Origin of the sequence: Bartonella sp. HY761 (genome assembly GCF_026743145.1) — a bacterium.
GTDB lineage: Bacteria > Pseudomonadota > Alphaproteobacteria > Rhizobiales > Rhizobiaceae > HY038.
The window spans coordinates 26,880-43,164 of the sequence record NZ_CP104887.1; the positions used below are offsets into that span (position 1 = coordinate 26,880).

A 16,285-nucleotide genomic window follows, 5' to 3' on the forward strand; every position below is an offset into this window, starting at 1 on the left:
TCAGCAAATATTATTATTTGGATATTTTACATGTTAATATATTAAGTATTTTTATCGAAATACTCAATAAAACATGAAGTATTTTAATCGATTGGGAGGTCAAACAATGAAAATTAAGTTTTTAAGCCTCATTATATTTTTTCTTTTTTCTAATTATGCTTATGCAGATAATCCTTTGCGGCTTGGCATGACGCCTGAACCTTATTTGCCTTTTACGGCAGTGCGCTCTAATGGCGAATGGATTGGTTTAGAGGCTGATTTGTCGCGCGCATTATGTGAGCGCATTGAAGTAAAATGCCAATTTAAATCCATGGCTTGGGATGGTTTGCTTCCTTCCTTAAATGAAAAAAAGATTGATTTTGCGATTGGTGCGTTTTCAGTAACTGAAGAACGTGCCCAAACGATCGACTTTAGTACGCCTTATTTTGTTGAAGGTACAGCCGTTGTTGGTGCCAAAAAAGACCAAACCGTAATTGCAACGATAAAAGCTGAAGATGGAAAAGGCGATATTTTAGACCAGAATAGTTTGCAAGGTAAAATTATTGGTGTGCAGGTTGCTAGTGTACAATCAAAATATATGAAAAAATATTTACCCAATATACATTTAAAGAGTTATGATACGGCTGATAACAACGCCGCCGACCTTGTTGCAGGGCGTACCGATTATATGCTCGCACCATTGCCTTTTTCGGAAGATTTTCTAAAAACACCGTTTGCTCAAAATTACGAAATTAAACTCATTATTCCTGATAATGTTATGTTGGGCCAAGGTGTTGCCTATGCAATTAAAAAGGGTGACCAAAAGACCCTAGATATTGTCAATAAGGCATTACAAGAGCTTGCTGATGATGGCACGCTTAAAAAAATTCAAGATAAATGGGTTGATAGTGCCACTGTAGAGTAGGCGATATCTTGTGCATTTTTATAAATTAAGAAACAAAAAATCTTAGCCGCTAAAAGCATAATTCAAAGCAAAAAAATAAAATATTATGTCTCTGTGCTGAGCTTTATCACTATAAAAAGGGGATATGGAATGACGATCTGTTATTTAATGTTCGTAAATGGTGCATGATGGAAAAATATCTGCATTTATTATCATGGGGTAACGATGGCTGGGGCGAACAGTTTTTCTGGGGCTTTATGCTAACGTTGGAATTATCATTCGTCGCATATTTCATTTCTTTTTTGTTTGGGTTGATTACCGCCAGCGCTAAGCTTTCTTCAAACAAAGTTTTACGTGTTTTAGCTAATATTTATCTAACCATTGTTAGATCCCTACCAGAATTGCTGGTGGTTTTATTGCTCTATTTTGCGGTTGCAACTGGCCTTGAAAATTTGCTCAAACAAAGCAACTTAGTGGGTGACGAATTTCAACTCAGCCCATTTTGGGCCGCGATTATTGCCCTTGCCTTCGTCAATGGCGCTTTCATGACCGAGGTTTTGCGTTCATCTTTGCAGGCCATTCCAAATGGCCAAATTGAAGCAGCTTTATCGATTGGTATGAGCAGATGGCAAATATTTACACGCATTATATTTCCGCAAATGATGCGTCACGCCGTACCAGGTATGAGTAATTTATGGTTATCAATTATTAAAGAAAGCGCGATTATTTCTGTTTTAGGCTCGTTCCAAGAATTGCTTTATACTGGCTATCGTGCCGCCTCGACAACACGAGAATATGTTTTCTTTTATGGTTTTACCGCGTTTCTCTTTTTAGTCATCACGCTTGTTTCTATTGTCGTTATCATGCGTTTAGAAAAACACTTGAATCGTGGGTATTGATATGGATCAGCAATCATTTGATATGTCATTCTTGGGTGGTATGGGCGTTTTCTTTGGACGGGTCATCGAATTTATTCCCATTCTTTTGCACGCGCTACCACTTACCTTATTTTTAACTTTCGTTGCTGGCTTATTTGGGCTTTTAATTGGAACTATTGGTGGTATCAATTTAAATTCGCGCAATTGGTTACTATCAAAACCAACCGCCCTTTACACATTTTTGTTTCGCGGCACACCCTTGCTTGTTCAATTATATCTCATCTATCAAGGTGTAGGACAGCTTTTACCTAATTTGCCAGTCCATGATACGTTTTTGTGGCCGTATTTGCGCGAAGGACTTTGGTATGCACTGGTTGCGCTTAGTCTTAATCAAGGCGCATATACTGCCGAGGTTATTCGCGGTGCTATAAAGTCGGTTGGACGTGGTCAATTAGAGGCAGCACAAGCAATCGGCATGAGTTCCAACCAAATATTAATGCGCATTACTTTGCCGCTCGCCTTTCGTCAGTGCTTACCAATTTTAACCAATGATTTGATTATTTTGCTTAAATCAACGGCGCTTGCATCAACAATTACCGTTATGGAAATAATGGGCACAGCGCGCGAATTACAGCGCAGCCTTAACTTGTCTTTAGAGCCATTGGTGGCTGCAGGTATCATTTATTTTGTTGTTGTTTTGATAATGACCAAATCGATCTCGCATTTTGAAAGACATTTCACACGCTATAGATCCAATTAAGCCTAATACATTTTAAAATTAAAAGCATTCCTATAAAGAAGTTGGGAGCATAAAATGACCGCCAAAGCATTAACTGTAACAAATATTCATAAAAGCTTTGCCGATATTGAAGTACTAAAAGGCGTTTCTTTCGAGGCAAAAAAGGGTGATGTTATTTCCTTGATTGGCAGTAGTGGCTCAGGCAAAACAACATTATTGCGCTGTATAAATTATCTTGAAACACCCGACTCTGGCGAGATCAGTGTTGCAGGTGAAATTATTGAAACAAAATTGGCAAAAAACGGTAAACAATATGCAGCCAATAAAAAGCAATTGCAGCATATTCGCACCCGTCTAGGCATGGTTTTTCAAAGTTTCAATCTGTGGTCTCATAAAACAATTTTACAAAACATTATTGAAGGACCGACCAAAGTGCTTGGTATTTCAAAAGATGAAGCGATTGAAAATGCCAAGGTGCTTATGGAAAAGGTTGGCATTTCAGCAAAAGCAGATCAATATCCATTACAATTATCGGGTGGTCAACAACAACGCGCCGCTATCGCACGGGCACTTGCGATGAAGCCTGAGGTAATTTTAATGGATGAGCCGACATCGGCTCTTGATCCAGAATTGGTTGGCGAAGTTATTCAAGTTATTAAACAATTGGCAAATGATGGATGTACCATGGTGATGGTAACCCATGAAATGGCTTTGGCGCGTGAAATATCAACACAAGTGATTTATTTATATAAGGGTTTAATCGAAGAGCAGGGACATCCAAGTGAAATAATGGCTAAGCCCAAATCAGAACGCTTTAAACAGTTTTTAAATATGCTTTGATGGCGATAAAAAATAGCTCCTAAAGCAACATAGGGTGCGGGATAGTTTAATTTAGTGAACAATATTTTTAAAGGTTAATTTTGTTCACTTTCGGCCATAATATCAATTATAGTTGCGGCTTCGCGCTTCATCAACTCAAAGAGCCAAGGGCGACGATCATCTCTCATCCTGGTTTCTATAGCGGCAATGCTTAGTGAGCCAATTAGATTATTTTTTTGATCGATGATTGGCAGTCCAACTGCACCCATGCCTTTAATATAGTGGCCGGGATTGAAGGTATATCCTTGTTTTTTGGCAATTTTTGCATCTTGTTCTATATGTAGTATGGTTTTTTCACCATATGACGAAATTTGGTTTATATTACGCTTTAAAACCCTTTCTATTTCCAAATCAGGTAAAGATGAAAGTATGGCTAAGCTTCCCGCACCAATGCCAAGAGGACGCCGATCGCCAACGGCTAGGGTTAAGGTTTTTATTGGGTAATTACCTTCTTCCCGCGCAATGCATAATGCTTCATCACCCGAACGAATTTGAAGATAAACGGTGTCTTCAGTTTCTTTAGCAAGGCGAGCGATACTACCTTGCGCACTGTTTAAAAGACCAAATCGTTTGGCAGTTTTATTGCCAAGCCTATATAATAAAAAGGCTGGAAAATAGCGTAGGGTTTCAGAATTTTGTTCAACCAATCCAACTTGGATAAGGCCAGATAAAAGCCGATGGACAGTTGAACGCGATAATTGCGTGAGCTCTGCTACATCGGCTAATTTTACACCATGGTCACAATGATCCGTAATCGTTTTTAACAGGGCAACAGTTCGTTCAATTCCCTGATTTTGGTTTGGTGAAACAGTCATTTTCTTCCCAAAATAGCAAGTGGTATTTATGCTATCTCTATACTATCCCACATTATCGGGCAATGTTTACTTGATTACATTAAATGACCAAGTTTATAGCAATGTCTAATGAATACCTTCTCCTTGTAGATATCCTTTTTGGCGAGGATCTGGCATGGCTAAAACCGATATAAAGGTGATGACCATCATAAAGGTGACATACCAAAAGAAGCCACTTTCCATGCCAATGGATTTAAACCAAAGGGCAATATATTCGGCGGTGCCGCCAAAAAGTGCATTAGCAACGGCATAAGGGAAACCTACACCAAGCGCCCGCACTTGTGGTGGAAACATTTCAGCTTTAATCAACCCACTGATTGAACTATACATACTCACTGTTGCAAGCCCCACCATAATAAACACAAATGCGATCATTAAGGTTTGCGCCTGACCGATTAATGTTAATAATGGTACTGTAATAAAAATAGAGAGAAAGCTCCAGATAAGTAATGAGTTACGCCTGCCGATAATATCGGAAAAATAACCAAATATGGGTTGTAAAATCATGCAGCCAAGTAAAGCCCATGTCATGGTTGACGAGGCATCAGATTTGGAAAATCCTGCTGTATTGACAAGATATTTTTGCATATAGGTTGTAAAGGAATAGAAGAATAAAGATCCCCCAGCAGAAAAGCCCATGACGCATAATATGGCGCGTCTATGCTGTTTCCAAAGCCCGATAAGGCTGCCTTCTTTTGTCTTGGCGCGCGTTTCTGGTGTTGAAGTTTCATGAAGATTACGACGCAAAATCAGTGCAACAATTGCAAGAATACCACCGATGAAGAATGGGATACGCCAACCCCAATCATGCAATTGCTGATCGTTTAACAGCGACTGCAATATGACTAATGTGAGAACGGCAGTAAGCTGACCACCAATCAATGTTACATGCAAAAATGAGCTAAAAAATCCTCGTTTACCTGAAATTGCAACTTCGCTCATATAGGTAGCGGTTGTACCATATTCGCCGCCGACAGATAGGCCTTGCATTAAGCGGGTTAAAAGTAAAAGAATGGGTGCCAATACACCGATAGTTTCATAGGTTGGCAATATAGCGATGATAAATGAGCCAGAGCACATCATTAAAACTGAAATCAGCATGGATTTTTTTCGGCCAATGCGGTCTGCTATTCTTCCAAATAGCAAACCACCGATGGGGCGCATTAAAAAGCCGGCAGCAAATACTGCTGCGGCATTTAATAATTGCGTTGTTCTATCACCTTGTGGAAAAAATGATGATGCAAAATATAGGGCAGTAAAAGAATAAATATAAAAATCATACCATTCAACCAAATTGCCCGAAGCACTGGAAAATATAGCTATAATGCGCTTACGTGTTTCACTAGGTTTTTTGGTCATATAATCCTCCCGATGTTCCCCAGACATTCAAACCCGTCTCCTTATCGGGAGTAAATGTGGTTAGACCAAATCAAATGCGATTGAAATTAGGCTATGCGATCACCCTTTTTGATAATAGCGGCGCGATTATCTACACCAGGCAGCATTTTAGCAGGATCACGGGTTACAATGACATCTAACACAACAGGCCCTTTGATTGTCATAGCTTGTTGCAGGGCGGCGCCAATTTGGTCTGGATCTTCAACGCGAATACCTGTGCAACCAAACGAATTTGCTACTTTTGCAAAATCTACTTCATTTAGGTCGGATGAATGATAATGCCCTGTGCCATAAACTAAGTGTTGCAAGGCTTTAACATAGCCAGAAGCCGCATTATTGACGACTATAATTGTAATATTAAGGTTAAGCCGCTTTGCGGTTTCCAAGTCTCCTAAAACCATGCAAAAGCCGCTATCGCCAGTAAGTGCCATAACTGTACGCTTAGGCGCGGCAAGCGCTGCACCGATGGCACCTGGTAATCCATATCCAATTGACGCGAAACCGCGATCAGGCAAAAAGCCACGTCCTGCTTGTTTGGTAACGTATAATAGACCGCTCCAATGAGCTGCAAATCCACCATCGGCAACCAAGATTGCATCATTAGGCAATGCTGTGTTCAATTCGGTCATTAGTCGTGCCATATTAATTGGCTTTTCATTTGAATATAGGCGTTCTGCAACATCCTTACGCCATGTATCCATGCGGTTACCGACATCATCAATATAAGCTTGGTGGTTTGCATATAATTGTGATGTCTTGTCGCTTAACGCATCAAGCATATCTTCAAGCCCACAGCGTGCATCACCCCATAAAATAATGTCTGCTCTGGTTGTGCGGCCAAATTCTTCAGGCAATGAATCAAGGTGAATGATTGTTTTGCCTTTTGGTGGTAATGTATAACGCTTGGTGGCAATTTCGCCTAATTTGCAGCCAACGACAAATAATATATCGGCTTCTTCAATCAGCTTATTGGCAATTCGATCATAGCGACCAAAGAGCCCTGCATTGAGTGGGCTTGTGCAAGCAATTGCTCCTTTGCCGGTTAAAGTATGGGCAACGGGTATATTGGTTGCTTGCGCAAATTGTTCCAATGCATGATTTGCGCCTGAAATATGCACGCCTCCGCCAGCAAGAATTAACGGGCGCTTTGCCTTGGCTAAGGCAGCAGCTGCTTTTTCTAGGTTAGCCTTATCAGGCCGGCAACGCAGAGCTGGTACACTTTCATTAGCAGGGCCAACCTCAAAATCATCAGCAAAGAAAGTATGGACTGCATGCATGATATCTTCTGGAATATCCACCACAACTGGTCCAGGGCGGCCAGAAGTCGCAACAGCAAAAGCGCGCTTCATTAATTCAGGGATTCGTTGTATTGTTTCAATGCGGATAAGTTCTTTACAAACCGGACGTAATACGTCCATCTGACGCACTTCTTGTGTCATATTCTTCCATGAGTGATCACGATGGGTATCCCCGATGACGCATACCATGGGGGTACCAGCATTGAGTGCTTCACCAAGTCCAGTGACAAGATTAGTGGCTCCCGGTCCTAAAGACGCATCTGCAAGACCAACGCGACCAGTTACTTTGGCATAGGCATCAGCTGCAAAGGCGGCGGCTCGTTCATCATTGATTAAATAATGATCTAAACCAAGCTTATCAGCAACTTCATACATAGGTAGTAGTTGAAATCCCCCCATGCCAAGCATCGGACCACAGTTAAAAGCTTTTAGGATGCGCGCAACAGCTTCCCCACCTTGCATTTCAATGCCGTTTAAATCGCTGCTATTATTATTTGTCATCAATTTATCCTCCCCAATAAATTCCGTTGAATAGAATTATTTTTTCTATTGAGTGGGATTATTTATTTTTTTAAAAAAGTCAACAGGTTTTATTCAGCAGAATTTTTAATTCAACTGAGCGGATTTTGTCTGGTGAAAATAGGGTGGCTTGAGCTTATTTGTTAAAATTTTAGGTGCGAAAGCGAATATGATGTTTGATTAAATTAGGTTGTATTTTTATTGCTGACGCTAGTACACGGCAAATATGTTATGCTGATCAAATAAAAAGCCGCGTGCCATTTTTTAAATGGCACGCGGCTTTAATATATTCAAATGCCTTAGTTTTTAAGAAGCAATAGGATCAAGTTTGCCTTCAGCATAAAGCTTTGCCATGTCAGCAAGTGGCAATGGCTTAATCGCACTGGCGTGGCCTGCCGTGCCAAATTCTTCAAAGCGTTGTTTGCAAAGCTTGGTAACCGCTTCACGCGCTGGTGCCAAATATTTACGTGGATCAAACTCTGATGGATTTTCAGCAAAAACGCGGCGGATCTGACCCGTAATTGCCATGCGACAATCGGTGTCAATGTTGATTTTGCGCACACCATGGCGGATGCCGCGTTGGATTTCTTCTACTGGCACGCCCCAAGTTGGCTTAATATCGCCACCATATTGGTTGATGATATCTTGTAGCTCTTGCGGAACTGATGAAGAACCATGCATCACCAAATGGGTATTTGGTAATTTGCGATGGATTTCTTCAATAACGCTCATCGCCAAAACATTGCCATCAGGCTTACGGGTAAATTTATAAGCACCATGGCTGGTACCCATAGCAACAGCCAAAGCATCTACCTTGGTTTCAAGCACAAATTTGACCGCTTCATCAGGATTAGTCAATAATTGGTCATGGCTTAGAACGCCTTCTGCGCCGTGGCCATCTTCAGCTTCACCTTGACCTGTTTCAAGTGAGCCAAGCACACCAAGTTCACCTTCAACTGAAGCGCCGCCATAATGAGCCATGGTTGAAACCTGTTTGGTGACACCCACATTATAATCCCAATCAGCAGGTGTTTTACCATCTTCTTTAAGCGAACCATCCATCATTACCGATGTAAAACCGTTTTGTAGTGCGGTCATGCAGGTTGCTGGGCCATTACCATGGTCAAGATGCACGCACACAGGAATATGAGGGAAAATTTCAACCACTGCATCCATCATATGACGCAGCATGATGTCATGGGCATAAGCGCGCGCGCCGCGCGATGCTTGAATGATAACCGGTGAATTAGTCGCGTGGGCAGCTTCCATAACGGCAAGTGCCTGTTCCATATTATTAATATTAAACGCTGGAACGCCATAATCATGTTCTGCTGCATGATCAAGCAATTGGCGAAGGGTAATACGGGCCATGAAAAACTCTCCTCATTCGGGATTTTGGGTTAAAGTATGATAGGTCTTGATTGTATCGACTTCATTGGCTGCACCAAAAATCAGTGGTGTGCGAGCATGATGACTAGCTGGTACAATATCAAGAATATCTTGCATACCATCAGTGGCTTTGCCTTTTGCAGCGTCACAGAGAAATGCAATGGGAAATGCTTCGTAAATTAGTCTTAGGCGACCATTTTCATAGCCTTTACGCTGGTCATTGACATAAAAGAACAGGCCGCCACGCTGAAAAATACGATGGAGCTCGCCAACTGCAGCGCCAAGCCAACGCATGTTGAAATCTTTGCCGCGCGGCCCAACCTTACCTTGTTGAACATCATCAACATATTGACGCATTGGCGGAAAAAGATGGCGATAAACCGAAGCATTATAAGCAAGGTCGGATGTTTCAGGGGCAAGAGTAACATTTTCTTGTAAAATATAAAAAATGCCGCTTTGTGGCTCCATCGCACCCAAAATAAGTCCATCGCCGACCGATAGAGCAAAATCAATACTATGACCATAAGAAATATAGCCAGCAGCCACTTGTTCGCTACCCTTTACTAAAAATGGGTCATGACTATAGGAATTTGGAAAAATCGAAAAAAATGTGCCAATTGGTGCGCCAATGCCGACATTGCCTGAGCCATCAAGCGGATCAAATGCAACAGCAAAATCACCGCCATCGGGATTGCTTATAACATCTTCAGATTCTTCCGATAAAAGCTTGCCAGCTCCTGCTTCCAGTAATAGTTCAGAAAACAAATAATGCGAGCCAACATCAATGCTTTTTTGTAGATCGCCATCGCTATTGGAACCAACGAGGCGACCCGGGTCGCCATAAAGATGGCCGCCAGCTACACGCTTAGAAAGCTTAAAGGCACCAAGACAAATCGCCTCAATCAGTTTTACAATTGCTATTTTTGTACCGTCACCATGCATCCACTTGGTTAAATAAGTTTCAAGGGGCATAAAATCTATGGTTTCGTCATCGCCGATTAGCTTTAGCCTTTCAGCATCATGATGGTTTTTCATTTAAACAGTCTCACAGATTTCTTGCCTCAGTTCATTGAAACAATATTTAGCAGCATTACTGTAATTCAATAGCACCTTGGCAATAAAAGCAATAGGCTAAACTGTTATTAAAATAATAATAAAAAGTTTCATTGCGTAAAGTTGTCTCAAATGCGCTGATAAGAACTCTATTGAATTGCCTATTTAACAGTGGCATAGTTTGTAAGTTGTAACACTTTTTAGCTTTTTAAAGAATATTTTTATTGGAGGTGGTGTTACTAAGGGGAGGAAGAATGCGCGGTTTTTATCATCATGATCAGGCTTTGCATGAGCCAAAACAATTTATGCGTTATGGCGAAATAGCAAAGCCCACCGATAGTCCATTGCGAACACAAAAGCTTTTGATCGCCCTTGAAAATTTGGGCGTAAGCGTTCAAACACCGCAAGATTATGGCCGCCTTACTGCATTAAAAGTTCATCCCAACTATTATCTTGATTATCTTGAAACGGCTTATAGTCGTTGGTTGGAATTACCCATGCATGGGGTAGAGGTTTTACCCAATAGCTTCCCTTATTGGAATGGTGATCCTGCTAAGGATAGGCGGCCTCCTTGTCCAAGCAATCATCTTATTGCCCAAAGCGGTTATTATCTTGGTGATCTTGCTGTGCCAATTAGCAAGTTTACTTACCTATCGGTTTTACGGTCAACCCATAGTGCAACGGCTGCCGCTGAGGCTATTCTTGAAGGTGAAAAAATTGCTTACGCCCTTTGTCGCCCTTCTGGGCATCACTGCCGTTCCGATCGTGCTTCGGGCTTTTGCTATATGAATAATGCTGCCATTGCTGCAGAGCATTTACGGCAAAAATTTAAAAAAATCGCTGTTTTTGATATTGACGCCCATCATGGGGACGGCACACAAGAAATATTTTATCGCCGCAGCGATATTTTGACGGTTTCTGTCCATGTTGATACATCAGTTTATTATCCGTTTTATACCGGCTATCCTCATGAAAAAGGCTATGGTGAAGGTTTGGGCTATAATATTAATATTCCGATTGCCGCCAATAGCGATGATGAAAGTTTTTTAACCGGCGTGGGTTTAGGCGTTGATTATGTTAAGAATTATGGCGCTGAAGTTGTAGTTCTTGCCCTTGGTTATGATACTCATAAGGATGATCCTTTAAGCATTGTTAAAGTGACGACCGATGCCTTTCATAAGGCCGCCATCCTTGTTGCACGTTTGGGTATTCCTGTGGTGATTATCCAAGAAGGTGGTTATCAGGTGAGTGTTATTGGCGATTGCCTCAAAGCGTTTTTAACCGGCATTTTAGCCAAAATATAAGATTTTAAACGGTGGCATGTTAAAATTTTAAAAATGAAAATTTTGCTTTCGGTGTAAGTCTTATTTGTGTCTTATTGAAAATGAACATGTTTAAAAATATTGCCTGCGAAAACCGTTTTGTTTTCACAGGCAATAGACAATAAACGCATGTTTTATGCGGCTAAGATGTTAGTGCGTGTTTTGGTTGTTGTTGGCGTGATGCAATTCTTGGTCAAGGCGTGCTTCTTCTTCGGCTTTGGGGCGAATAAAGCGGCCAAGCAGCAAATAAGCAACGGGGGTTACATAAAGCGTCGCAATCGTAGCAAGCCCAAGTCCACCAACAATAACCCAACCAAGCGCAATACGCGCCTCAGCACCAGCTCCTGATGCCAAAACTAGCGGTACACCGCCAAGAATAGCGCAAATCATAGTCATCGACACGGGGCGTAAGCGAATATTGGCAGCTTCCTCAATTGCTTGGCGTACATTCATACCGCGATCACGCAATTGGTCAGCAAATTCAACAATCAAAATACCGTTTTTGGCCATGATGCCAACAAGCAAGACCAAACCAATCTGACTATAAACATTAAGACTAACCCCAGAAATCATCATTGCGATAACTGCACAGCCAAGTCCAAGCGGAACGGTTGCCATAACAATAATACCAGAAATAAAGCTTTCAAATTGTGCTGCTAAAACCAACAAAATAATCACAATCGCAAAGCCAAAAATCAAAATAAGACCGGCCGATGTTTCCCCAAGGGTTGCCGCTTCAGCAAGAGGCAAAATATAGCTGCCTGATGGTAACTCATTTTTTGCAATAGCTAAGACATCTTGATAAGCAGTTCCAAGGGCATAATCTGATGCAAGATTGGTGGTCAAGGTTACCGCCCGCATACGTGATTCACGTTGCAATTCTGGTGGTACGGGTCGCTCATCAACACTAGCAATGGCAGAGACTGGCACAAAGCGGCTATCGCTAGTTTTCATATAGATGTTTTCAAGATCGCTTGGGTCATTAACTGGATGGGTAGAGGATACGATTTTTACATCATAACTACGATCACCCACATAGACCGAGCCAATTTTACGCCCATCGAGCATAGATTGCACGGTTTGTGCCATACCAGAAATATCAATGCCAAGATCGGAGGCGCGGGCGCGGTCTATATCAATAAATAATTGTGGCTGTGTTGCATCAACCGCTAGGCGAGGTTGCAAGAATTTGGGGTTTTGCTGCATTTTGGCAATAATTGCCTCTGCCGCAGGTTGCAGGGTTGCGTAATCCTGCCCTAAAATTGCAAATTGCAAACCATTGCCCGCACCACGAATGCCAAGGCTGTTGCCTTCACGGGTGAGAACGCGCACTGATGGGAACTTGCGCATGGCGGTATTAATGTCGCCAATAATTTCCTGTTGACTGCGCGAGCGATCATTCCATGGTGCAAGAGTTAAAATAATAACACCGCGATTGGTCGAGCCGCCGGTGCCTGCAACGGAATAGGTGCTAACAATTTCACCATTTTCTCGCAAGGGCGAAAGAATAGCTTCAATTTGCTTGAATTGATCATTAAGATAATCAACCGAAATACCCTGTGGTCCTTCAATCGATAGGAAGATAGATGAGCGATCTTCCGATGGCGTAAGCTCTTGCTGCAATGTATTAAATCCGGCCCATGAAAGTCCAGCAAAAACGATTGAAGCAACAATCACCATTAAGGGTTGATTTAAACAAAAATGCAGGGTTTTGCGATAAAAACCGCCAATAAAACCACCTAATTTTTGAAAAAATAATGGCTCATGATGATCGCTTTCATTGGACTTATGCTCTTTTAAAAAACGTGATGCAAGCATTGGGCAAAGGGTGAGCGATACGATTGCCGATAGTAAAATTGCAATCGCTAGCACAAAGCCAAACTCTTTAAATAGACCACCAGCTTGCCCTGGCAAAAACGAAATTGGAATAAACACCGCAGCAAGGGTAAGAGTGGTTGCGACAACGGCAAAAAATACTTCATTAGTGCCCAAAACTGAAGCTGCACGTGGACCAATGCCCATATTGCGGCGGCGAACAATATTTTCTAACACCACAATTGCATCATCAACTACAAGCCCCGTTGCAAGCACCAGTGCTAGCAAGGTTAAAATATTGATGGAAAAACCGACTAAATAAATAGCAGCAATTGTACCGATGAGAGCAACGGGAATCGATAAGGCTGGAATAAGTGTTGCTCGAACATCCCAAAGAAATAGGAAAATAACCACGATGACGACAAGAATGGCAACGATCAAGGCAATTTCAACCTCATGAATTGCGCCCTTGATGAAATTGGCATCATCACTGGTGATGCGTACTTCAACCCCATCTGGCAAGGTTTTGTTGAGCTCTGCAACCGCCTGCGTAATGCCTTTAGAAATATCCAAAGTATTGGATTGCGCTTGCCGGATAATACCAAGTCCAACGGCGGAGCGACCATTGGCATTCACGATTGATGTTTCAACATCAGGCCCTAAGGTAACATTGGCAATATCACCAATGCGGATTTTTGGGGTAATATAAACATTTTCAAAAGCTTGCGGGGTTGAAAGATTTGCTGTTGCACGCACCACCAAGGATTGGTCAGAACTGCGTAATGATCCAGCTGGTGCGTCAAGCGCCATATCTGATAGGGTGGTGGTGATATTGCCAACCGTCAAACCGTAACTTGCAAGGCGTGCCTGATCAATATCAATGCGGAAAATCTTATCACGATCACCAAACATTTGCACATCGGCAACGCCGGCAACGGCAGACAGCGTATCAGCAATCTGATCATCGGCAAGAACAGTTAGATCATCAACGCTCATTCTATCGGACATCACCGCAAGGCGCATTACCGCATCGGCATTAGAATCCGCCTTGATGATACGTGATGCGTCCGCGGCCTGCGGCAGATCATTGGTGACGCGCGAAATGGCATCACGAATATCCGCCGCTGCAACATTAAGATCAACACCATCATTAAATTCTACTGTCACGCGGCTGCGGGCAAAGGATGAACGCGATGAAATGGTTTTAACCCCGGTGACGCGCGCTACAGCATCTTCTAAAACTTGGGTAATTTCACGGTCAATAGTTTCGGCGGATGCACCAGTAAAATCTGTTGCAACTGTAACCGCAGGGCGGTCAACATCGGGCAATTCGCGAATATCCACACCAGAAAGGGCTGCAAGACCTGCAACAACAATCAAGGCATTAACCACAAAGGCGAAAACTGGCCGGCGAATAAATAGATTAACAAAGCCACCCTTATTGGTTGTCTTTGGCTTTTTTGTTTCGCTCACACCATCTTTATCAAAGGAATTGTTATTTTGCATTGGCATGATCCGCTTTGGCTTCTTCATCGCCCTTAGTGGTTGGCTCTTGTCTATTATTATCAGCCTGTGTGCCAACACGTGCTTGCGGATTTTCAAAGCGTACTTCTATTCCCTCGCGCAATGACTGCACGCCTTGGATAACAATATTATCCCCCGCTTCAATTTCGCCATTGACCAATACATTATTAGAATTGCGCTGAATGATGGATACTGGAGTTTTATAGGCTTTATTATCTTTAATCCGCCAAACATAAGCACCAGAGCCGCTCCATTGAATGGCTAGGGGATTAACACTGGCATAGGGATCACCTGGAAAGGTGAGGCTTACCTCAAAGGACATGCCGCCGCGCAAGACATCATTCTTGTTTAAAATTTCTGAGCGCACCCGCAAGGTGCGACTTGCTTCATCAATTTTGCTGTCAATAGCGCTAACGGTGCCAATAAAGGGCTTGTCACCCGGGCGTGCGATAGATTTTGCACTGATCGATTGACCAATTTCAATTGATGGCGCATAGCGTTCTGGCACCCAAATATCGACCAATATCTTACTACGGTTATCAATATTGGCGATTGTTGTTGCTGTGGTGACATAATTACCCGCATCAATCGGTAAAATACCAACCATGCCATTAATCGGTGCGCGAATAGTACGCCTTTCCAGAGTTAATTGTGCATCTTTGACTGAAAGCTCAGCCTTGGCAAGTGCAAGTTTGCCGCTAATTTCTTGTACTTGCGATACGGTTTGCGTTTCGCGCAAGCGGATAATGCGCTCATAAGCCTGCTTTGCATCTTCTAGCTGCACCTTGGCTTGCTCAAGGGCAATTTCTTCATTATCCGAGTCAAGTTTGGCAATTGGATCATTGATCTTGACATTTTGCCCCGCTTTGACAAAAAATTTTTCAAGCGTTCCTGCCGACCATGGCGTAACTGCAACTGTTTGATCAGCGCGGCTTGTTCCAATAGCGGTTAAATGATCATTTATGATTTCTTTTTTGACGGGCTCAACCACCACAAGCGCAGAGGCATTGCCACCGCCTGATTTTTGGTTAGGGTTTTGCGCCATAGCTGGCGCGGTAAAAAGCGGCATCGCCATTAATGATGCTAAGGCACTAACTGTACCTAAAGCGGCAACCGTTAATATGGTTTTGCCAATTTTCATCCATTCAGCCCTTTGATTTTATGTGTTCAAATATTGCATTCATGCAGCATTGAAATTTTTATGATGTATGCCACAACGCTCGAATAAGTATTAATATTATGCAAGTTTAATGCGGCTATATGACAATAAGCTAGTCAATTAGATTTTAGCTTTTCTAGTCGGTTTCTATTTAAGGTCATTAATCGCTATTTATAAAGTGTAACGGGATTCAGCCCATTGTTTTATTTATATAAATTCTAAAAGTTAAAGTCGTCTTTCTGATCATATTTCAATATGCTTTGACATATTTTTGGTAAAGATACCTTTAATCATCAAGTTAAATAATTTTAATGCTTACAAAATACACGACTATATGAGCTAGTTTAGATCACCTCGATATTATTGCCTTTAAAAGAATCATAATTATTTCTCTCCTGTTTTAAAAATGCCCTTTTGATAAAGCCAATATTTGATAAAGCCAGTGAGATAATTTAACCGTTCCAATACTTTGCTTAAAAGCATAATAGCAGCGCCGTATAGATTAGCGAAAAATGACATTTATAAAATTTATCAATAAATTCATTGGTTTGACTTTTTTCTCTTGATGTACTCCA

At 41.9% G+C, this 16,285-nt stretch carries 12 protein-coding genes; 5 read left to right on the plus strand and 7 right to left on the minus strand.

Features of this window, described 5'->3' with window-relative positions:
• Nucleotides 1–106 precede the first annotated feature (106 nt).
• From N6A79_RS00100 to N6A79_RS00115, 4 genes are all read left to right on the plus strand, one after another.
• Nucleotides 107–904 carry a substrate-binding periplasmic protein gene (locus N6A79_RS00100; protein ID WP_268546500.1) on the plus strand — a complete coding sequence of 266 codons (798 nt, stop codon included), beginning with the start codon at nucleotides 107–109 and terminating at the stop codon, nucleotides 902–904.
• Between the two features lie 164 nt (nucleotides 905–1,068).
• Nucleotides 1,069–1,782, plus strand: a complete 714-nt coding sequence (locus N6A79_RS00105; protein ID WP_246708093.1) for an ABC transporter permease — start codon at nucleotides 1,069–1,071, stop codon at nucleotides 1,780–1,782.
• 1 nt (nucleotide 1,783) lies between these two features.
• A complete protein-coding gene (locus N6A79_RS00110; RefSeq protein WP_246708094.1) occupies nucleotides 1,784–2,521 on the plus strand; it encodes an ABC transporter permease in 738 nt (245 codons plus the stop codon).
• Nucleotides 2,522–2,575: 54 nt separating this feature from the next.
• Complete coding sequence (locus N6A79_RS00115; protein WP_262079317.1) at nucleotides 2,576–3,340, plus strand: ABC transporter ATP-binding protein; 765 nt, start codon at nucleotides 2,576–2,578, stop codon at nucleotides 3,338–3,340.
• A 74-nt stretch (nucleotides 3,341–3,414) separates the two neighbouring features.
• Here the strand turns inward: N6A79_RS00115 and N6A79_RS00120 are convergent, their stop codons facing one another.
• The 5 genes from N6A79_RS00120 to N6A79_RS00140 form a co-directional block, all read right to left on the minus strand.
• Nucleotides 3,415–4,194 carry an IclR family transcriptional regulator gene (locus N6A79_RS00120; protein ID WP_262079318.1) on the minus strand — a complete coding sequence of 260 codons (780 nt, stop codon included), beginning with the start codon at nucleotides 4,192–4,194 and terminating at the stop codon, nucleotides 3,415–3,417.
• A 105-nt stretch (nucleotides 4,195–4,299) separates the two neighbouring features.
• Nucleotides 4,300–5,592 (minus strand): MFS family transporter, encoded by a 1,293-nt coding sequence (locus tag N6A79_RS00125; RefSeq protein WP_246708095.1) that lies wholly within the window; start codon nucleotides 5,590–5,592, stop codon nucleotides 4,300–4,302.
• An 86-nt stretch (nucleotides 5,593–5,678) separates the two neighbouring features.
• A complete protein-coding gene (locus N6A79_RS00130; RefSeq protein WP_268546501.1) occupies nucleotides 5,679–7,430 on the minus strand; it encodes a thiamine pyrophosphate-binding protein in 1,752 nt (583 codons plus the stop codon).
• A gap of 324 nt (nucleotides 7,431–7,754) precedes the next feature.
• The gene (fba, locus tag N6A79_RS00135) at nucleotides 7,755–8,819 is read right to left on the minus strand and encodes a class II fructose-bisphosphate aldolase (protein WP_182418342.1); all 1,065 of its coding nucleotides are present in this window, start codon (nucleotides 8,817–8,819) and stop codon (nucleotides 7,755–7,757) included.
• A gap of 12 nt (nucleotides 8,820–8,831) precedes the next feature.
• Nucleotides 8,832–9,872 carry a class 1 fructose-bisphosphatase gene (locus N6A79_RS00140; RefSeq protein ID WP_326848742.1) on the minus strand — a complete coding sequence of 347 codons (1,041 nt, stop codon included), beginning with the start codon at nucleotides 9,870–9,872 and terminating at the stop codon, nucleotides 8,832–8,834.
• Between the two features lie 272 nt (nucleotides 9,873–10,144).
• Here N6A79_RS00140 and N6A79_RS00145 point away from each other — a divergent pair, with 272 nt between their 5' ends.
• The gene (locus N6A79_RS00145) at nucleotides 10,145–11,194 is read left to right on the plus strand and encodes a histone deacetylase family protein (protein WP_268546502.1); all 1,050 of its coding nucleotides are present in this window, start codon (nucleotides 10,145–10,147) and stop codon (nucleotides 11,192–11,194) included.
• A gap of 168 nt (nucleotides 11,195–11,362) precedes the next feature.
• Here N6A79_RS00145 and N6A79_RS00150 read toward each other — a convergent pair whose 3' ends face one another.
• Nucleotides 11,363–14,533 (minus strand): efflux RND transporter permease subunit, encoded by a 3,171-nt coding sequence (locus tag N6A79_RS00150; protein ID WP_268546503.1) that lies wholly within the window; start codon nucleotides 14,531–14,533, stop codon nucleotides 11,363–11,365.
• Nucleotides 14,523–15,692, minus strand: a complete 1,170-nt coding sequence (locus N6A79_RS00155) for an efflux RND transporter periplasmic adaptor subunit (protein ID WP_268546504.1) — start codon at nucleotides 15,690–15,692, stop codon at nucleotides 14,523–14,525. The genes N6A79_RS00150 and N6A79_RS00155 overlap by 11 nt, the downstream gene beginning before the upstream one ends.
• Nucleotides 15,693–16,285 lie beyond the last annotated feature (593 nt).

Bases quoted from the DNA above. Each gene is read 5' to 3' on its own strand.
- N6A79_RS00100 (WP_268546500.1), top strand. From the start codon at position 107: ATGAAAATTAAGTTTTTAAGCCTCATTATATTTTTTCTTTTTTCTAAT.
- N6A79_RS00105 (WP_246708093.1), top strand. From the start codon at position 1,069: ATGATGGAAAAATATCTGCATTTATTATCATGGGGTAACGATGGCTGG.
- N6A79_RS00110 (WP_246708094.1), top strand. From the start codon at position 1,784: ATGGATCAGCAATCATTTGATATGTCATTCTTGGGTGGTATGGGCGTT.
- N6A79_RS00115 (WP_262079317.1), top strand. From the start codon at position 2,576: ATGACCGCCAAAGCATTAACTGTAACAAATATTCATAAAAGCTTTGCC.
- N6A79_RS00120 (WP_262079318.1), bottom strand. From the start codon at position 4,194: ATGACTGTTTCACCAAACCAAAATCAGGGAATTGAACGAACTGTTGCC.
- N6A79_RS00125 (WP_246708095.1), bottom strand. From the start codon at position 5,592: ATGACCAAAAAACCTAGTGAAACACGTAAGCGCATTATAGCTATATTT.
- N6A79_RS00130 (WP_268546501.1), bottom strand. From the start codon at position 7,430: ATGACAAATAATAATAGCAGCGATTTAAACGGCATTGAAATGCAAGGT.
- fba (WP_182418342.1), bottom strand. From the start codon at position 8,819: ATGGCCCGTATTACCCTTCGCCAATTGCTTGATCATGCAGCAGAACAT.
- N6A79_RS00140 (WP_326848742.1), bottom strand. From the start codon at position 9,872: ATGAAAAACCATCATGATGCTGAAAGGCTAAAGCTAATCGGCGATGAC.
- N6A79_RS00145 (WP_268546502.1), top strand. From the start codon at position 10,145: ATGCGCGGTTTTTATCATCATGATCAGGCTTTGCATGAGCCAAAACAA.
- N6A79_RS00150 (WP_268546503.1), bottom strand. From the start codon at position 14,533: ATGCAAAATAACAATTCCTTTGATAAAGATGGTGTGAGCGAAACAAAA.
- N6A79_RS00155 (WP_268546504.1), bottom strand. From the start codon at position 15,692: ATGAAAATTGGCAAAACCATATTAACGGTTGCCGCTTTAGGTACAGTT.